At 61.0% G+C, this 18,257-nt stretch carries 16 protein-coding genes and 1 pseudogene; 12 read left to right on the top strand and 5 right to left on the bottom strand.

Annotation, left to right across the window (positions count from 1 at the left end):
- Positions 1–67: 67 nt before the first annotated feature.
- Positions 68–349 (top strand): HU family DNA-binding protein, encoded by a 282-nt coding sequence (locus tag ACZRN6_RS14410; protein ID WP_003212743.1) that lies wholly within the window; start codon positions 68–70, stop codon positions 347–349.
- An 85-nt stretch (positions 350–434) separates the two neighbouring features.
- Positions 435–534, top strand: a pseudogene (locus tag ACZRN6_RS14405) (outer membrane lipoprotein carrier protein LolA); the annotation flags it as partial.
- On the opposite strand, the gene rlmF reads toward ACZRN6_RS14405, so the two are convergent.
- The 5 genes from rlmF to ACZRN6_RS14380 all read right to left on the bottom strand — a co-directional run bounded on the left by rlmF (position 525) and on the right by ACZRN6_RS14380 (position 7,340).
- Positions 525–1,547, bottom strand: a complete 1,023-nt coding sequence (gene rlmF, locus ACZRN6_RS14400) for a 23S rRNA (adenine(1618)-N(6))-methyltransferase RlmF (protein WP_322143317.1) — start codon at positions 1,545–1,547, stop codon at positions 525–527. The pseudogene ACZRN6_RS14405 and the gene rlmF sit on opposite strands and share 10 nt — an antisense overlap.
- A 249-nt stretch (positions 1,548–1,796) precedes the next feature.
- Positions 1,797–4,643, bottom strand: a complete 2,847-nt coding sequence (locus ACZRN6_RS14395) for a valine--tRNA ligase (protein ID WP_322143318.1) — start codon at positions 4,641–4,643, stop codon at positions 1,797–1,799.
- A gap of 173 nt (positions 4,644–4,816) precedes the next feature.
- Positions 4,817–5,221, bottom strand: a complete 405-nt coding sequence (locus ACZRN6_RS14390; RefSeq protein ID WP_464008318.1) for a DNA polymerase III subunit chi — start codon at positions 5,219–5,221, stop codon at positions 4,817–4,819.
- A gap of 7 nt (positions 5,222–5,228) precedes the next feature.
- Positions 5,229–5,657, bottom strand: a complete 429-nt coding sequence (locus tag ACZRN6_RS14385) for a DNA polymerase III subunit chi (protein ID WP_322143319.1) — start codon at positions 5,655–5,657, stop codon at positions 5,229–5,231.
- A 192-nt stretch (positions 5,658–5,849) separates the two neighbouring features.
- Complete coding sequence (locus tag ACZRN6_RS14380) at positions 5,850–7,340, bottom strand: leucyl aminopeptidase (protein WP_464008247.1); 1,491 nt, start codon at positions 7,338–7,340, stop codon at positions 5,850–5,852.
- Positions 7,341–7,622: 282 nt separating this feature from the next.
- Between ACZRN6_RS14380 and lptF the strand changes: the two genes are divergently transcribed.
- The 10 genes from lptF to tadA all read left to right on the top strand — a co-directional run bounded on the left by lptF (position 7,623) and on the right by tadA (position 18,214).
- On the top strand, positions 7,623–8,741 hold the full coding sequence (gene lptF / locus ACZRN6_RS14375; protein WP_322143321.1) for an LPS export ABC transporter permease LptF: 1,119 nt from the start codon (positions 7,623–7,625) through the stop codon (positions 8,739–8,741).
- The gene (gene lptG, locus ACZRN6_RS14370) at positions 8,734–9,813 is read left to right on the top strand and encodes an LPS export ABC transporter permease LptG (protein ID WP_322143322.1); all 1,080 of its coding nucleotides are present in this window, start codon (positions 8,734–8,736) and stop codon (positions 9,811–9,813) included. Before lptF ends, lptG begins: the two co-directional genes overlap by 8 nt.
- Before the next feature lie 152 nt (positions 9,814–9,965).
- On the top strand, positions 9,966–11,765 hold the full coding sequence (gene lepA, locus ACZRN6_RS14365) for a translation elongation factor 4 (RefSeq protein ID WP_464008246.1): 1,800 nt from the start codon (positions 9,966–9,968) through the stop codon (positions 11,763–11,765).
- A 5-nt stretch (positions 11,766–11,770) separates the two neighbouring features.
- Positions 11,771–12,625, top strand: coding sequence for a signal peptidase I (gene lepB, locus ACZRN6_RS14360; protein WP_322143324.1), 855 nt, complete (start codon positions 11,771–11,773; stop codon positions 12,623–12,625).
- Between the two features lie 147 nt (positions 12,626–12,772).
- Positions 12,773–13,462 (top strand): ribonuclease III, encoded by a 690-nt coding sequence (rnc, locus tag ACZRN6_RS14355; RefSeq protein WP_322143325.1) that lies wholly within the window; start codon positions 12,773–12,775, stop codon positions 13,460–13,462.
- On the top strand, positions 13,455–14,357 hold the full coding sequence (gene era, locus ACZRN6_RS14350; protein WP_003210432.1) for a GTPase Era: 903 nt from the start codon (positions 13,455–13,457) through the stop codon (positions 14,355–14,357). The genes rnc and era overlap by 8 nt, the downstream gene beginning before the upstream one ends.
- A 268-nt stretch (positions 14,358–14,625) precedes the next feature.
- Positions 14,626–15,315, top strand: coding sequence for a DNA repair protein RecO (gene recO, locus ACZRN6_RS14345; RefSeq protein ID WP_322143326.1), 690 nt, complete (start codon positions 14,626–14,628; stop codon positions 15,313–15,315).
- Between the two features lie 52 nt (positions 15,316–15,367).
- A complete protein-coding gene (gene pdxJ, locus ACZRN6_RS14340) occupies positions 15,368–16,111 on the top strand; it encodes a pyridoxine 5'-phosphate synthase (RefSeq protein WP_464008245.1) in 744 nt (247 codons plus the stop codon).
- 226 nt (positions 16,112–16,337) lie between these two features.
- Positions 16,338–17,717, top strand: coding sequence for a multicopper oxidase family protein (locus tag ACZRN6_RS14335; RefSeq protein ID WP_322143327.1), 1,380 nt, complete (start codon positions 16,338–16,340; stop codon positions 17,715–17,717).
- Positions 17,717–18,214: a tRNA adenosine(34) deaminase TadA gene (gene tadA / locus ACZRN6_RS14330; protein WP_322143328.1), complete on the top strand. Its 498-nt coding sequence runs from the start codon at positions 17,717–17,719 to the stop codon at positions 18,212–18,214. Before ACZRN6_RS14335 ends, tadA begins: the two co-directional genes overlap by 1 nt.
- Positions 18,215–18,257 lie beyond the last annotated feature (43 nt).

Here is an 18,257-nt window from a genome sequence, read left to right as displayed (position 1 = left end):
GGCAGGGCTCGATGGCTGACACTGCACTCTGCAATCCAAATGAATTTGATAGGGAAGGAACACCACAATGGCTATTACTAAAGACCAACTGATCGCTGATCTGGCTGAAGCTGTAGACGCACCGAAAACCACCGTGCGTGCTCTGCTGGACCAACTGAGCCAGATCGTTGCTGATCAGCTGGAAAACGGCGGCGAAATCACTCTGCCAGGCGTTGGCAAACTGAAAGTGACCGAGCGTCCTGCCCGTACTGGCCGTAACCCTTCGACTGGCGCTGCCATCGAAATCGCTGCCAAGAAAGTTATCAAGCTGGTTGTGGCCAAAGGCCTGACCGACGCTGTTAACAAGTAAGACGCAGCAAAAAAAACCGCGCTCCGGAGTGATCCGGGCGCGGTTTTTTGTTGCCTGCGATTTGGTTTTAACTGTGGGAGCGGGCTTGCCCGCGAAGATCGTCAACGATAACGCGGGGCATCTGATACCCCGCGGCGCCTGTAGGTTCTTCGCGAGCAAGCTCGCTCCTACAGGGTTAGTCTTTACGCGCCCAGCGCTGGCGCCACACCTGTTGCTCGCTTGGGGTCTGGAAGGTCCAGGCGACGAAGCGGCTTTGCTTCTGGCCCTGGGACATCTCCACTACCTGGCTTTCCAGCACGCCAGCCTTCCTCAGCGCTGTCTGGATCGCCGGCAGGTTTGACGCCTTCGACACCAGGGTGCTGAACCACAGCACTTTATGCTGGAAATGCGCGCTTTCAGCGATCAGCTGCGTCACAAACCGCGCTTCCCCGCCTTCACACCACAGTTCCGCCGACTGACCACCGAAGTTCAGTACCGGCAACTTGCGCTTCGGATCAGCCTTGCCCAGTGCGCGCCATTTGCGCTCGCTACCCTTGGTCGCTTCATCCATGGAGGCGTGGAACGGCGGGTTGCACATGGTCAGGTCAAAACGCTCGCCCGGCTCCAGCAGGCCCAGCAGAATCTGCTTGGGATTGGTTTGCTGGCGCAGTTGGATGGCCTTGTTCAGCCCGTTGGACTGCACGATCGCCTTGGCGGCGGCCACGGCAGTCGGGTCGACCTCCGAGCCGAGGAAGTTCCAGCGGTATTCGCTGTAGCCAATCAGCGGATAGACGCAGTTGGCGCCCATGCCGATGTCCAGCACCTTCACCGGCGCGCCACGGGGAATCACGCCTTCGTTGACGCTGGCCAGCAGGTCGGCGAGGAAGTGCACGTAGTCGGCACGCCCCGGAACCGGTGGGCACAGGTAATCAGCCGGGATGTCCCAGTGATTGATGCCGTAGAACGCCTTGAGCAACGCCCGGTTGAACACCCGCACCGCGTCGGGGCTGGCGAAGTCGATGCTTTCCTTGCCGTACGGGTTGATGATCACGAATTGCGCCAGTTCCGGCGTGGTCTTGATCAGCGCCTGGAAGTCGTAACGGCCCTGGTGGCGGTTACGCGGGTGCAAAGTGGCCTCTTTCCGGGGCGCGACGGGCAAGGCCTGCGTAGTGGATTTAGGCTTCTTGCGCGGTGCTTTGGGTGTGCTGGGGGCGGTCATGGGCTGCGTCGATTCTGGAATTTGGCTCAAAGTGGCGGGCATTGTCCCACATTCTTGAGTCGAACTCGGTCAAATGTGGGAGCTGGCTTGCCTGCGATGCAGGCGACTCGGTGTATCTGCCAAACCGAGGTGAGGCCATCGCAGGCAAGCCAGCTCCCACATTGATCGGGTTTTCAAAGAGATATGTCATTGCTTGCCTGGGCAAAAAAAAAGAGACCCGAAGGTCTCTTTTTTCAAACGGGCTGCCCCTTACAGGCTGGAAATCCGTGCATGTTGCTCGGCCAGTTTGCCCAAAGCCTGTTCTGCTTCAGCCAGTTTGGCGCGTTCTTTCTCGATGACTTCGGCCGGGGCCTTGTCGACGAAGGCCGCATTGGACAGCTTGCCGCCCACCCGTTGCACTTCGCCTTGCAGGCGCAGGATTTCCTTGTCCAGGCGCGCCAGTTCGGCATTTTTGTCGATCAGGCCGGCCATTGGCACCAGCACTTCCATCTCGCCAACCAGTGCGGTGGCGGACAGCGGCGCTTCGGCGCCTGCGGCCAATACAGTGATCGACTCCAGCTTCGCCAGCTTCTTGAGCAACGCGTCATTCTCGGTGAGACGACGCAGGTCCTCGCTGCTGGCGTTCTTCACGAACACTGCCAGCGGTTTGCCTGGCCCGATGTTCATCTCGGCGCGAATGTTGCGCGTGCCCATCATCAGGGTCTTGAGCCACTCGATATCGCTTTCGGCCGCCTCATCAATGCGCGCCTCGTTGGCCACCGGCCAAGGTTGCAGCATGATGGTCTTGCCGTCTTTGCCGGCCAGCGGCGCGAGGCGCTGCCAGATTTCTTCGGTGATGAACGGCATGAACGGGTGCGCCAGGCGTAGCGCCACTTCCAGCACGCGTACCAGGGTGTGACGGGTGCCGCGCTGACGTTCGATCGGCGCGTTCTCGTCCCACAGCACGGGCTTGGAGAGTTCCAGGTACCAGTCGCAATACTGGTTCCAGATGAACTCGTACAAGGCCTGCGCCGCCAGGTCGAAGCGGAACTGATCGAGTTGACGGGTCACTTCGGCTTCGGTGCGCTGCAACTGCGAGATGATCCAGCGGTCCGCCAGGGACAGCTCGATGGCCTCGCCGTTCTGGCCGCAGTCTTCGCCTTTATCCAGCACGTAGCGCGCAGCGTTCCAGATCTTGTTGCAGAAGTTGCGATAGCCTTCGACGCGGCCCATGTCGAACTTGATGTCGCGGCCGGTGGACGCCAGCGAGCAGAAGGTGAAGCGCAGGGCGTCGGTGCCGTAGCTGGCAATGCCATCGGCGAATTCGTCGCGGGTCTGCTTCTCGATCTTTTTCGCCAGTTTCGGCTGCATCAGGCCCGAGGTGCGCTTTTGCACCAGGGTTTCCAGGTCGATGCCGTCGATGATGTCCAGCGGGTCCAGGACGTTGCCCTTGGACTTGGACATCTTCTGGCCCTGGCCGTCACGCACCAGGCCGTGCACGTACACGGTCTTGAACGGCACCTGCGGGGTGCCGTCTTCGTTTTTCACCAAGTGCATGGTGAGCATGATCATCCGGGCAACCCAGAAGAAAATGATATCGAAGCCGGTGACCAGCACGTCGGTGGAGTGGAATTTCTTCAGGAACTCGGTCTGTTGCGGCCAGCCGAGGGTGGAGAACGTCCACAGGCCCGAGCTGAACCAGGTGTCCAGTACGTCGTTGTCCTGTTGCAGCGCCACGTCCGGGCCGAGGTTGTGCTTGGCACGTACTTCGGCTTCGTCGCGGCCCACGTAGACCTTGCCCGACTCGTCGTACCAGGCCGGAATCCGGTGGCCCCACCACAGCTGACGGCTGATGCACCAATCCTGGATGTCACGCATCCACGAGAAGTACATGTTTTCGTACTGCTTAGGCACGAACGCGATGCGGCCGTCTTCCACGGCAGCAATCGCAGGTTCAGCCAGCGGCTTGGTGGACACGTACCACTGGTCGGTCAGCCAGGGCTCGATGATGGTGCCGGAACGGTCGCCCTTCGGCACTTTGAGGCCGTGGTCGTCAACGCTCACCAGCAGGCCGGCGGCGTCGAAGGCCGCAACGATCTGCTTGCGCGCTTCGAAGCGGTCGAGGCCGGCGTATTCAGCCGGGATCTTGCCGTCGATGCTCTCGTTCAGCGTGCCGTCGAGGTTGAATACCTGGCAGGCCGGCAGGACAGCGGCGTTCTTGTCGAAGATGTTCAGCAGCGGCAGGTTGTGGCGCTTGCCGACTTCGTAGTCGTTGAAATCGTGGGCCGGGGTGATTTTCACGCAGCCGGTGCCAAATGCAGGGTCGCAGTAATCATCGGCGATGATCGGGATGCGACGGCCAACCAGCGGCAGCTCAACGAACTTGCCGATCAGCGCCTGGTAGCGCTCGTCGTTTGGGTTAACCGCAACGGCAGCATCGCCCAGCATGGTTTCCGGACGGGTGGTGGCGACGACCAGGTAGTCGTTGCCTTCGGCGGTCTTGGCGCCGTCAGCCAGCGGGTACTTGAGGTTCCACAGGAAACCCTTCTCGTCGTGGTTTTCCACTTCAAGGTCGGAAATCGCCGTGTGCAGCTTGGTGTCCCAGTTGACCAGGCGCTTGCCGCGGTAGATCAGGCCGTCTTCATGTAGGCGCACAAAGGCTTCTTTCACGGCTTCCGACAGGCCATCGTCCATGGTGAAGCGCTCGCGGCTCCAGTCGACGGACGAACCCAGGCGGCGGATCTGACGGCTGATGTTGCCGCCGGACTGGTCCTTCCATTCCCAGATTTTTTCCAGGAATTTCTCGCGACCCAAGTCGTGACGGCTTTGGCCGGTAGCTTCCAGTTGGCGTTCCACCAGCATTTGGGTGGCGATACCGGCGTGGTCGGTGCCTGGCTGCCACAGGGTGTTGCGACCCTGCATACGGCGGAAACGAATCAGGGCATCCATGATCGCATTGTTGAAGCCATGGCCCATGTGCAGGCTGCCAGTGACGTTCGGTGGCGGAATCATGATGGTGTAGGCATCGCCCGCGCCTTGCGGAGCGAAATAATTCTCGGACTCCCAGGTCTGGTACCAGGAAGTTTCAATAGCGTGCGGCTGGTAGGTCTTATCCATGCGCGGCGGGACCCTAGTTGGCATTAATTCAGGAAAGCCGACAAGTATAGCGGGGGATAGGGCAAATGTGGGAGCTGGCTTGCCTGCGATTGCGGTGTAGCAGTCACTGATGAGGTTGACTGAAAAACCGCTATCGCAGGGAAGCCAGCTCCCACAGGGATTTGGGTTCGAACTCAGTTCTGATACTGGCTCAACAACCGCTCCATGCGCGCATCCAGTCGGCGCTTGATCTCGGTTTCGATATGCGGGGCAAAATCGTCGATCACGTCTTGCATGATCAATTGCGCGGCGGCGCGCAGTTCGTTGTCCAGGTGCAGCAGCAGGGCGTCGGGCGCTTTTTCGGCGGCTGGTACGGCAACCGCTGGAGCAGGCGTGGCTTGCGCCACGGGCGTTTCGACAGGCTGCGGCGCCACAGGCTTGCCACCGACCATATCGAACAGCAAAGGAATTTGTACGTCACCGTTGACCGCATCGGTCAGCAGCGGCGGTTGCAGGTCATCATCACCGAGCAGCTTGCGGATCGACTCAAGGTCATCCAGCAGGTGGTCAGAGTCTTTTAGCGGGTTTGGAGTGTCCATCATGTGCTCAAAGTCGTTGTAGCCGGTGATCTTGCAGAGAATAGCCCTGTTCACGGTAGAAACGGAAACTCTCCCGCGCGGCCTGACGAATAGCCGGGTCTTCCACCACCACTTCCGCCACACGGGCGAAACCCTTGGCGAAGGCCGGTACTTTCAGGTCGAGGTTGACCAGCAGGTCTGTGTGGTCGCCACAGCTGTCGCCCAAACCCAGTACCACCAGGCCGTCAGGCTCTGATTCGGCGGGGCCGTGTGGCACGAAGCTTTCGCCCTTGAAGCGCCACAGGCGGGCGTCGAGGTCGTCACGCTGGGCGGCGTCGCTGCAATGCAGGTAGATGCGGTGGCCCATGCGCCAGGCTTTTTCGGTGAGCTTGCAGGCAAAGTCCAGGCGCGCGGAAGGATCGGCGCTGGGCAATATATAGAAGTCGACTTGGGTCATTGGGGGTCCTGATAGCCGCGCCGCATGTGTAGATACTGTCTGATCGACCACCACGAAATCCCGTAGCAGCTGTCGAGCCTAAGCGAGGCTGCGTTGCGGTGTGTCAGATATTCCGCTGACGCAGCCTCGCCGGGGCTCGGCAGCTGCTACGGTCGGGGCGGCGTTGAAATCGCCGCCCCGGGGTCGTCAGTTTCAGGCTTTGGCGCGGTCCAGCAGGTATTGGGTCAACAATGGAACCGGACGGCCAGTGGCGCCCTTGTCCTTGCCGCCGCTGGTCCAGGCAGTGCCGGCGATGTCCAGGTGGGCCCAGTTGAAGTTCTTGGCGAAGCGCGACAGGAAGCAGGCTGCAGTGATGGTGCCGGCTTTCGGGCCGCCAATGTTGGCGATGTCGGCGAACGGGCTGTCCAGCTGTTCCTGGTACTCGTCGAACAGCGGCAGTTGCCAGGCGCGGTCGTCAGCCGCCTTGCCGGCGCTGAGTAGTTGGCCGATCAGTTCGTCGTTGTTGCCCAGCAGGCCCGATGTGTGGGCGCCCAGGGCAACCACGCAGGCGCCGGTGAGGGTGGCGATGTCGATCACGGCTTGGGGCTTGAAGCGTTCGGCGTAGGTCAGGGCGTCGCACAATACCAGGCGGCCTTCGGCGTCGGTGTTGAGGATTTCCACGGTCTGGCCGCTGAGGGTGGTGACGATATCGCCCGGACGCGCCGCGCCGCCGCTTGGCATGTTCTCGGCGCAGGCCAGGATGCACACCAGGTTGATCGGCAGCTTGAGTTCCAGCACGGCACGCAGGGTACCGAATACGCTGGCGGCGCCGCCCATGTCGTACTTCATCTCGTCCATGCCCAGGCCCGGCTTGAGGCTGATGCCGCCGGTGTCGAAGGTGATGCCTTTGCCGACCAGGGCGTAAGGCTTCTCGGACTTCTTGCCGCCGTTGTATTGCATCACGATCAGGCGTGGCGGCTGGTCGCTGCCCTGGCCCACGGCATAGAACGAGCCCATGCCCAGTTCCTTGATCTTTTTCTCATCCAGGACTTCAACTTTGAGGCCCTTGAATTCCTTGCCCAATGCCTTGGCTTGTTCGCCCAGGTAGGTGGGGTGGCAGATGTTCGGAGGCAGGTTGCCCAGGTCACGGGTGAACGCCATGCCGCCGGCGATGGCCTGGGCATGGGTCACGGCGCGTTCGACTTCAGCCTGGGCGGCCTTGATGGTCAGCAGGGTGACTTTCTTCAGGGCGCGGGGTTCGGCCTTGGTGCTCTTGAACTGGTCGAAGACGTAGCCGCCGTCCAGCAGGCTTTCGGCCAGCAGGCGGGTCTTGCCGTAGCTATCGCGGCCCTTGACCACGATTTCGTCCAGCGCCAGCGCTGCGTCGGTGCCGCCCAGGCCCTTGAGGGTCGTGAGGATGCTGCTGATGATCTTGCGGAACGGGCGGTCGCCCAGTTCGGCGTCCTTGCCCACGCCCACCAGCAATACGCGCTCGGCTTTAAGGTTGGGCAGGCTTTGCAGCAGCAGGCTTTGGCCGACTTTGCCGGCCAGGTCACCGCGCTTGAGGACCGCGCTGATGGCGCCGCCGCTCAGTTCGTCCAGTTGCTTGGCGGCAACGCCGAGCTTGCGGCCTTCGCCGACAGCGACCACGAGGGTGGCGGTTTTCAACGTTTCGGGGCTAACGCTTTTTACAACCAGTTCCATTTTCGGGTCCCTTATAAAGGTCAGTGAGCCTGGAGTCTGTACTCCGGCTTGTAAGCTTGGCAGCCTGTAGGCCGCTCGCGACAAAGGCCGCAGTTTGAACCTCGCCGCCCGAGGCTGACAACCCTTGTGGGCAGCTTTGTGCACGTGCACGAGCAAGCTCCGTGACAGGCGCGACCAATCACAGGATAATGCGCCATCTTTTTAGCCGGCCTGTGTCACAGGGTCGACTCGATATGCTTGCTTGTTTGGCCGCCTTAGCCTGACAACCCTGGAGTGTCTGGTTTGATCGTCTTCCGTTATCTGTCCCGCGAAGTCCTGTTGACCCTGAGTGCCGTGAGTGCGGTATTGCTGGTCATCATCATGAGTGGTCGCTTCGTCAAATACCTCGCCCAGGCTGCCTCGGGCGCCCTGGATCCAGGCTCGCTGTTCCTGATCATGGGTTTTCGCCTGCCAGGCTTCCTGCAGCTGATCCTGCCACTGGGCCTGTTTCTCGGGATCCTGTTGGCCTACGGCCGCTTGTACCTTGAAAGCGAAATGACCGTGCTGTCGGCCACCGGCATGAGCCAGCAGCGCCTGCTGGCCATGACCATGGTCCCGGCCACCGGTATCGCGCTGATCGTGGCCTGGTTGAGCCTGAGCCTGGCGCCCCAGGGTGCCTTGCAGTTCCAACTGGTGCTCAACAAACAGGACGCCATGACCGAATTCGACACCCTGGAGCCAGGCCGTTTTCAGGCGCTCAACGACGGCACCCGGGTGACCTACACCGAGCAACTGTCGGATGACCGTGCCAACCTGGGCGGTGTGTTCATCTCCCAGAAAAACCTCGGCCAGAACCAGAAAGACCGTGGTATTTCCATACTGGTGGCCGACAGCGGGCGCCAGGAAGTGCGCCCGGACGGCAGCCGCTACCTGATCCTGGAGAACGGTTATCGCTATGACGGCAGCCCCGGGCAGGCCGATTACCGCGCAATCAAGTACGACACTTATGGCGTGATGCTGGCCCGGCCGGACGTCAGCGACGAGGTCACCGACCGCGACGCGATCCCGACGCCCGACCTGATCGGCAGCAAGGAATTGCGCTCGATCGCCGAGCTGCAATGGCGGATTTCCTTGCCGCTGCTGGTGTTTATCGTGACCTTGATGGCCGTGCCGCTGTCCCGGGTCAACCCACGCCAGGGCCGCTTCCTCAAGCTGTTGCCGGCGATCCTGCTGTATATGGCGTACCTGACCATCCTGATTTCCGCCCGTGGCTCCCTGGAGAAGGGCAAGCTGCCGCCGGCCCTCGGGTTGTGGTGGGTCCACGGGGTTTTCCTGGCGATTGGCCTGGGCCTGCTTTATTGGGAACCGTTGCGCTTGAAGATGCAGAGTCGTCGCAGCATGAAGGAGATGGCTCGTGGTTAAGCTCGACCGCTACATTGGTAGCAGCGTCCTGGTCGCAATCCTTGCGGTACTGGGCATTATTCTGGGTTTGGCTTCGCTGTTCGCCTTCATTGATGAAGTCGGCAACGTCAGCGATACGTACACCGTTGCCGACGTTCTGAGCTACGTGGCGCTGACCGCACCCCGTCGTCTCTACGACATGATGCCGATGGCTGCGCTGATCGGCTGTTTGATCGGCCTGGGCAGCCTGGCCAGCAACAGCGAACTGACCATCATGCGCGCGGCGGGGGTTTCCATCGGCCGCATCGTGTGGGCGGTCATGAAGCCGATGCTGTTGCTGATGGTGGTCAGCGTGCTGATCGGTGAATACGTGGCGCCTCCCGCCGAATCCACGGCCCAGGCCAATCGTGCGCTGGCCCAGGGTTCGGGTGATGCGCAGAGCTCCAGGCATGGCCTGTGGCACCGTCAGGGTGAAGAATTTATCCACATCAACGCCGTGCAGCCGGGCGGCTTGTTGATCGGTGTCACCCGTTATCATTTCGATAAGGAACGTCACCTTCTGTCGTCCAGCTTCGCCAAACGTGCGCAGTACGCCGACGAAAAGTGGCAACTGAGCGAAGTGAGCACCACCTATTTCCGCGATATCGGCAAGGGTGCGGCCTCCAGCACCGAAGTGATCAATGTGCCGACAGAGCCGTGGGATATTTCCCTCAAGCCTGAATTGCTGAACACGGTGGTGATGATTCCGGAAAGCCTGCCTATCTCCGGCCTGTGGGGTTATATCCATTACCTCAAGGACCAGGGCTTGAACAACGGTCGTTATTGGCTGGCGTTTTGGGTCAAGGTGTTGCAGCCGGTGGTGACTGCCGCGCTGGTGCTGATGGCGATCTCGTTCATCTTCGGCCCGCTGCGCTCCGTCACCCTCGGCCAGCGTGTGTTTACCGGCGTATTGGTGGGCTTCACGTTCCGTATTGCCCAGGACCTGCTGGGGCCGTCCAGCCTGGTATTCGGTTTCTCGCCGCTGTTTGCGGTGCTGGTACCGACCGGCATCTGCGCCGTGGCCGGCTTCTGGCTGTTGCGTCGGGCCGGTTGAGCCCGCGCTTATGAACAAAAAATGCCCCGCTCGAACGAACGGGGCATTTTTGTTCTTGGTCACCGTGGATGACGTCTGGTCTGCGCATCAGGTACAATTCCCGGCTATTTTTCAGCGGGCAGTCTGCCTGCAGCCTTTTTGAGTGTTGATCCGTGAGTGATTTGAGTCATATCCGCAATTTCTCCATCATCGCCCACATTGACCATGGCAAGTCGACGCTGGCCGATCGATTCATCCAGATGTGCGGCGGCCTTGCCGAGCGTGAAATGGAAGCCCAGGTGCTGGACTCCATGGACCTCGAGCGCGAGCGCGGGATCACCATCAAGGCCCACAGCGTTACCCTGTACTACACCGCCAAAGACGGTATCAAGTACCAGCTCAACTTCATTGACACCCCGGGCCACGTCGACTTCACCTATGAAGTCAGCCGTTCGCTGGCGGCCTGTGAAGGTGCGCTGCTGGTAGTGGACGCGGGCCAGGGCGTTGAAGCCCAGTCCGTCGCCAACTGCTACACCGCCATCGAGCAAGGCCTGGAAGTGATGCCGGTGCTGAACAAGATCGACCTGCCACAGGCCGATCCGGACCGCGTCAAGGAAGAGATCGAGAAGATCATCGGCATTGACGCCACCGACGCCGTCGAGTGCAGCGCCAAGACCGGCCTGGGCGTCGACGAAGTGCTCGAACGCCTGGTCAAGACCATTCCAGCCCCCACCGGCAACTACGAAGATCCGCTGCAAGCGTTGATCATCGACTCCTGGTTCGACAACTACCTGGGCGTTGTATCCCTGGTACGCGTGCGCCACGGCCGTGTGAAGAAGGGCGACAAGATCCTGGTCAAATCCACCGGCAAGATCCACCTGGTGGACAGCGTGGGTGTGTTCAACCCCAAGCACACCGCAACCGTTGATCTGAAAGCCGGTGAAGTGGGCTTCATCATCGCCGGTATCAAGGACATCCATGGTGCACCGGTGGGTGACACCCTGACCTTGAGCGCCACCCCTGACGTCGACGTGCTGCCGGGCTTCAAACGCATCCAGCCGCAGGTATACGCCGGCCTGTTCCCGGTCAGCTCCGACGACTTTGAGGATTTTCGCGAAGCCCTGCAGAAGCTGACCCTCAACGACTCGTCGTTGCAGTACACCCCGGAAAGCTCCGACGCCCTGGGCTTCGGCTTCCGTTGCGGTTTCCTGGGCATGCTGCACATGGAAATCATCCAGGAGCGCCTCGAGCGCGAATACGACCTGGACCTGATCACCACCGCGCCAACCGTTATTTTTGAGCTGTTGCTGAAAACCGGTGAAACGATTTACGTCGACAACCCGTCCAAGCTTCCGGACCTGTCTTCCATCGAAGACATGCGCGAACCGATCGTGCGGGCCAATATTCTTGTGCCGCAGGAACACTTGGGTAACGTCATTACCCTGTGTGTTGAAAAGCGTGGTTTGCAACACGACATGCTGTTCCTCGGTACCCAGGTGCAAGTGACCTACGATTTGCCGATGAACGAAGTGGTCCTGGACTTCTTCGACCGTCTCAAATCCACCAGCCGCGGCTATGCTTCGCTGGATTATCATTTTGACCGTTACCAATCAGCTAATCTGGTGAAGCTGGATGTGCTGATCAACGGTGACAAGGTCGATGCCCTGGCGCTGATCGTGCACAAGGACAACGCGCACTACAAAGGTCGCCAGTTGACCGAAAAGATGAAAGAACTGATTCCGCGCCAGATGTTCGACGTCGCGATCCAGGCCGCCATTGGCGGGCAGATCATTGCACGGACCTCCGTCAAGGCACTCAGAAAGAACGTACTGGCCAAATGCTATGGCGGCGACGTCAGCCGTAAGCGCAAGCTGCTCGAGAAGCAAAAGGCCGGTAAAAAACGCATGAAGCAAGTGGGCAACGTGGAAATTCCACAAGAAGCCTTCCTTGCGGTGCTCAGGTTGGATAGTTAGGTCCTATGTCACTAAATTTCCCGCTGTTGCTGGTCATCGCCGTTGCCGTTTGCGGTCTGTTGGCGTTGCTCGATCTGGTGTTCTTCGCCCCGCGTCGCCGGGCAGCCATCGCGTCCTATCAGGGCAGCGTCAGCCAGCCCGATGTGGCGGTGGTCGAGAAACTGAACAAAGAGCCGATGCTGGTTGAATACGGCAAATCGTTCTTCCCGGTGTTGTTCATCGTGCTGGTGCTGCGTTCGTTCCTGGTGGAACCGTTTCAGATCCCTTCGGGCTCTATGAAACCGACCCTGGACGTGGGCGACTTCATCCTGGTGAACAAGTTTTCCTACGGGATCCGCTTGCCGGTGATCGACAAGAAAGTCATCGAGATCGGTGACCCGCAGCGCGGCGATGTGATGGTGTTTCGCTACCCAAGCGACCCGAACGTCAACTACATCAAGCGTGTAGTGGGCCTGCCGGGCGACGTGATTCGCTACACCAGCGACAAGCGCCTGTTCGTCAATGGCGAGTCGGTGGCCGAAAAACTGATCGGTTCCGAGCCGAATACCCTGGGCAGCGCCGAGTTGTACCAGGAGAAACTCGGGGCGGTGGAGCACGAAATCCGCAAGGAAATGAGCCGCTACCGTTCGCCGCCCGATAACCAATGGACGGTGCCTGCCGGGCATTACTTCATGATGGGCGACAACCGCGACAACTCCAATGACAGCCGCTACTGGGATGACCCCAATATTCCCAAAGAGCTGCTGGGCATGGTCCCCGACCAGAATATCGTCGGCAAGGCCTTCGCGGTCTGGATGAGTTGGCCGGAACCCAAGCTCAGTCACCTGCCGAATTTCTCGCGGGTGGGGCTGATCAAGTAATCCATGCGGCGCTGTGAACACAGCGCCGAATGCTTTTCTGGGGCTTGGACAAAGTCCGGCTCCATGCAGCAACCACCAGGATTTGAATTTGAACACAGCGTTAATCGTCGCAGGCCACCGGTGCCTCGAACTGAATGTGGGTAAACCGTGAGCGTTTCTCTAAGCCGTCTCGAGCGTCAGCTCGGCTATACCTTCAAGGATCAGGAATTGATGATCCTTGCCCTCACACACCGCAGTTTTGCCGGGCGTAACAACGAGCGCCTGGAATTCCTCGGTGATGCCATCCTCAACTTCGTGGCCGGTGAAGCCCTGTTCACGCGCTTCCCGCTTGCCCGCGAAGGCCAGTTGTCGCGCCTGCGTGCGCGGCTGGTAAAAGGCGAGACCCTGGCGGTACTGGCCCGTGGTTTCGACCTGGGTGATTACCTGCGCCTGGGCTCTGGCGAGTTGAAGAGCGGCGGTTTCCGTCGCGAGTCGATCCTGGCCGACGCCCTTGAGGCACTGATCGGCGCGATCTACCTCGATGCGGGCATGGAAGCGGCCAAAGAGCGCGTCGTCGCCTGGCTGTCGACCGAGATTGAAAGCCTGACGCTGGTAGACACCAACAAAGATCCGAAGACCCGCCTGCAGGAATTCCTGCAGTCCCGTGGTTGCGACCTGCCGCGTTACGAAGTGGTGGATATCCAGGGTGAGCCGCATTGCCGAGTGTTCTTCGTCGAATGTGAAATCACCTTACTGAATGAAAAAAGCCGAGGTCAGGGTGTGAGCCGTCGTATTGCCGAACAGGTAGCGGCCGCAGCAGCACTGATTGCCCTGGGCGTGGAGAATGGCCATGACTGATTCAACCGCAACTCGCTGTGGCTATGTTGCCATCGTCGGCCGTCCGAACGTGGGCAAGTCCACGTTGCTGAACCATATCCTGGGACAGAAGCTGGCGATCACCTCGCGCAAGCCCCAGACCACCCGCCACAACATGCTGGGCATCAAGACCGAAGGCGCCGTTCAGGCGGTGTACGTCGATACCCCGGGCATGCACAAGGGCGGCGAAAAGGCGCTTAACCGCTACATGAACAAAACCGCTTCGGCGGCGTTGAAAGACGTCGACGTGGTGATCTTCGTGGTCGACCGCACCAAGTGGACCGACGAAGACCAGATGGTTCTGGAGCGTGTGCAGTACGTCACCGGCCCGTTGATCGTCGCGTTGAACAAGACCGACCGCATCGAAGACAAGGCCGAGCTGATGCCGCACCTGAGCTGGCTGCAGGAACAACTGCCGAACGCCCAGATCATGCCGATCTCGGCCCAGCACGGGCACAACCTCGAAGCCCTGGAGCGTGTGATCGCCGGCTACCTGCCGGAGAACGAGCACTTCTTCCCGGAAGACCAGATCACCGACCGCAGCAGCCGTTTCCTTGCCGCCGAACTGGTACGCGAGAAAATCATGCGCCAGATGGGCGCCGAGCTGCCGTACCAGATCACCGTCGAAATCGAAGAGTTCAAGCAGCAGGGCAAGACCCTGCACATCCACGCGCTGATCCTGGTCGAGCGTGACGGCCAGAAGAAAATCATCATTGGCGACAAGGGCGAGCGCATCAAGCGCATCGGCACCGAGGCGCGCAAGGACATGGAATTGCTGTTTGATTCCAAGATCATGCTCAACCTGTGGGTGAAGGTTAAGGGTGGCTGGTCTGATGATGAGCGCGCGTTGCGTTCGTTGGGTTACGGCGACCTCTAAACAACACCGCAGGATAAAATGTGGGAGCGGGCTTGTTGTGGCAAAGGGGCTTGTTGTGGCGAGGTAGCTTGCTGTGGCGAGGGAGCTTGCTCCCGCTGGGGCGCGAAGCGCCCCCAATCCAGTCGCCTGGGCCCATCAGCTAAAACACGGTGCCTGGTTTCAGGGCGGCTTCGCAGCCCAGCGGGAGCAAGCTCCCTCGCCACAGCAAGCTCCCTCGCCACAAATGCGCTTTGTCACATAGGCTTCTCTTTAGAGACTCTTACATCCCATGTCTCAAACCCCACCCACCGGCCAACCCGCCTACGTCTTGCACAGCCGCGCCTACCGCGAGACCAGCGCCCTGGTGGATTTCCTTACGCCCCAAGGCCGCTTGCGCGCCGTCTTGCGCAGCGCTCGCGGCAAGGCCGGCAGCCTGGCCCGACCTTTCGTGGCCCTGGAAGTGGAGTTTCGCGGACGCGGCGAGTTGAAGAACGTGGGCCGCATGGAAGCCGCCGGTGCCTCCAACTGGCTCAACGGTGAGGCGCTGTTCAGTGGCCTCTACCTCAACGAATTACTGATCCGCCTGCTCCCCGCCGAAGACCCTCACCCCGGCGTCTTCGACCACTACGCCGCCACCTTGCTCGCCCTCGCCGAAGGCCGCCCTTTGGAGCCGCTGCTGCGCGCGTTCGAATGGCGCCTGCTGGATGACTTGGGCTACGGCTTTGAACTAAGCCAGGACCTGCACGGCGACCCCATCGCCGCCGATGGCATGTACCGCCTGCAAGTCGACGCGGGCCTGGAGCGGGTCTACCTGTTGCAACCAGGCCTGTTCCAGGGCACCGAGTTGCTCGCCATGAGCGAAGCCGACTGGACTGCGCCCGGTGCCTTGTCTGCCGCCAAGCGCCTGATGCGCCAGGCCCTGGCCGTGCATTTGGGCGGTCGGCCATTGGTCAGCCGCGAGTTGTTTCGAAAGCCCTGACATCCCCGTGTATGCTGTGCAGCGATTCCTTCCCTCTTCAGGAGCGCTTTTCGTGACCACCAGCAATCGCATTCTTCTCGGCGTGAACATCGACCACGTAGCCACCCTGCGCCAGGCCCGGGGCACCCGTTACCCAGACCCGGTCAAGGCTGCGCTGGACGCCGAAGAAGCGGGCGCCGACGGCATCACCGTGCACCTGCGCGAAGACCGCCGCCACATCCAGGAGCGCGACGTGCTGCTGCTCAAGGACGTGCTGCAAACCCGCATGAACTTCGAAATGGGCGTCACCGAGGAAATGATGGTGTTCGCCGAACGCATTCGCCCGGCGCATATCTGCCTGGTGCCGGAAACCCGCCAGGAACTGACCACCGAAGGCGGCCTCGATGTGGCCGGCCAGGAAGCACGGATCAAGGCCGCCGTGGAGCGCCTGTCGAAGATCGGCAGCGAAGTCTCGCTGTTCATCGACGCCGACGAGCGCCAGATTGAAGCCTCGCGCCGCGTCGGCGCCCCGGCCATCGAACTGCACACCGGCCGGTACGCCGATGCGACCACGCCGACCGAAGTGGCTGACGAATTGCAGCGCATCATCGACGGCGTCAACTGCGGCCTGGGTGAAGGCCTGATCGTCAATGCCGGCCACGGCCTGCATTACCACAACGTCGAAGCGGTGGCCGCGATCAAGGGCATCAACGAACTGAACATCGGCCATGCGCTGGTGGCGCACGCGCTGTTCGTCGGGTTTAAAGGCGCCGTCGCCGAGATGAAAGCCCTGATTCTGGCCGCCGCCAAGGCCTGAAGTAACGAAGATCCAATGTGTGACTTGTGTGGGAGCCGGGCTTGCCCGCGATGGCATCACCTCGGTATTTCAGTTGCACCGAGGTGATGCCATCGCAGGCAAGCCAGCTCCCACACTAAGGCCGCTCCCACATGTGGCAATGCGAACCCTTACTGTTTAGGTGATGCCGGTGTATGGTATCTGCCCTTTGCGGGGCTCGGACCCGCGGCAGATACGTGAGGTTGTTGTGTCCCAATCGTTTTCCCGTCGACAAATCCTGGGTGGTCTGGCCGGTCTCGCCGTAGTGGGCGTCGGCGCCGGTGGCGCTTACCGCTACTGGTTGGGCAAGGTCGCTGAGGCCGAGGCGGGGCACGATTACGAGTTGATCGCCGCGCCTTTGGACGTGGAATTGGTGCCAGGGCACAAGACCGAGGCTTGGGCGTTCGGCCCTTCTGCGCCGGGCACCGAGCTGCGGGTGCGCCAGGGTGAATGGTTGCGGGTGCGCTTTATCAACCACCTGCCGGTGGCCACGACCATCCACTGGCACGGCATTCGCCTGCCACTGGAAATGGACGGTGTGCCGTACGTCTCGCAACTGCCGGTACTGCCGGGCGAATACTTCGACTACAAATTCCGCGTGCCCGATGCCGGCAGCTACTGGTATCACCCGCACGTGAACAGCAGCGAAGAGCTGGGCCGTGGCCTGGTGGGCCCGCTGATCATCGAAGAGCGCGAACCCACCGGTTTCAAACACGAACGCACCCTGAGCCTGAAAAGCTGGCACGTGGACGAAGAGGGCGCCTTTGTCGCCTTCAGCATTCCCCGCGAAGCGGCCCGTGGCGGCACTGCCGGACGCCTGTCGACCATCAATGGCGTGTCCCAGGCGGTGATCGATTTACCGGCCGGGCAAATCACCCGCGTGCGCCTGCTTAACCTTGATAACACCCTGACGTATCGCATCAACATCCCCGACGTTGAAGCGCAGATCTATGCCCTGGACGGTAATCCCATCGAGCCACGCCCGTTGGGCAAGGAATACTGGCTGGGCCCCGGTATGCGCATCTGCCTGGCGATCAAGGCGCCGCCGGCTGGCGAAGAGTTGTCGATCCGCAACGGCCCGGTACGCCTGGGCACCTTCCGTTCGGTCGCCAGCACCGATGCGCCCACCGAGTGGCCGCCTGCGCTGCCCGCCAACCCGATTGCCGAGCCGGACCTGGCCAATGCCGAGAAACTCAACTTCAATTTCGAATGGGTTGGCTCGGTCTCGGTGAACGTGGACAATAAGCCGCCGAGCCTGTGGCAGATCAACGGCCAGGCCTGGGACATCACCGACAAGACCTGCGCCGACCGCCCGATTGCCAAGCTTGAAAAGGGCAAGAGCTACATTTTCGAATTGAAGAACATGACCCAGTACCAACACCCGATCCACCTGCACGGCATGAGTTTCAAGGTCATCGCCTCGAACCGTCACAAGGTGATTCCGTACTTCACCGACACCTACCTGCTGGGCAAGAACGAGCGTGCCCGCGTGGCGCTGGTGGCGGATAACCCGGGTGTCTGGATGTTCCACTGCCATGTGATCGACCACATGGAAACCGGCCTGATGGCCGCCATCGAGGTGGCGTGATGCGCCAGTTTCGCCCCACGGCGATTATCGACCGCAGCCGCGACCAGCACTTCATGCGTGAAGCGCTGGCCCTGGCTGCGCAAGGCGCCGCGCTGGGTGAAGTGCCGGTGGGCGCGGTGCTGGTGCAGGATGGCGAAATCATTGGGCGTGGTTTCAACTGCCCCATCAGCGGCCATGACCCCAGCGCGCATGCCGAGATGGTCGCGATTCGTGCGGCGGCGCAGGCCGTCAGCAATTACCGGCTGCCGGGCAGTACGCTCTACGTCACGCTGGAGCCGTGCAGCATGTGCGCCGGGCTGATCGTCCACTCGCGCATAGCCCGGGTGGTGTACGGCGCGCTGGAGCCAAAAGCCGGGATTGTGCAAAGCCAGGGGCAGTTTTTTACCCAGGGCTTTCTCAACCATCGGGTGCTATATGAAGGCGGGGTATTGGCCGAGGAGTGCGGAACGGTGTTGAGCGAGTTCTTCAAGGCACGAAGAGCCAAACCCACAGTTTGATCGCCATATTCTCGTAGCAGCTGTCGAGCCCCAGCGAGGCTGC

This window comes from Pseudomonas sp. A125 (genome assembly GCF_055409485.1).
This window is presented reverse-complemented; position numbering and strand designations above follow the sequence as displayed.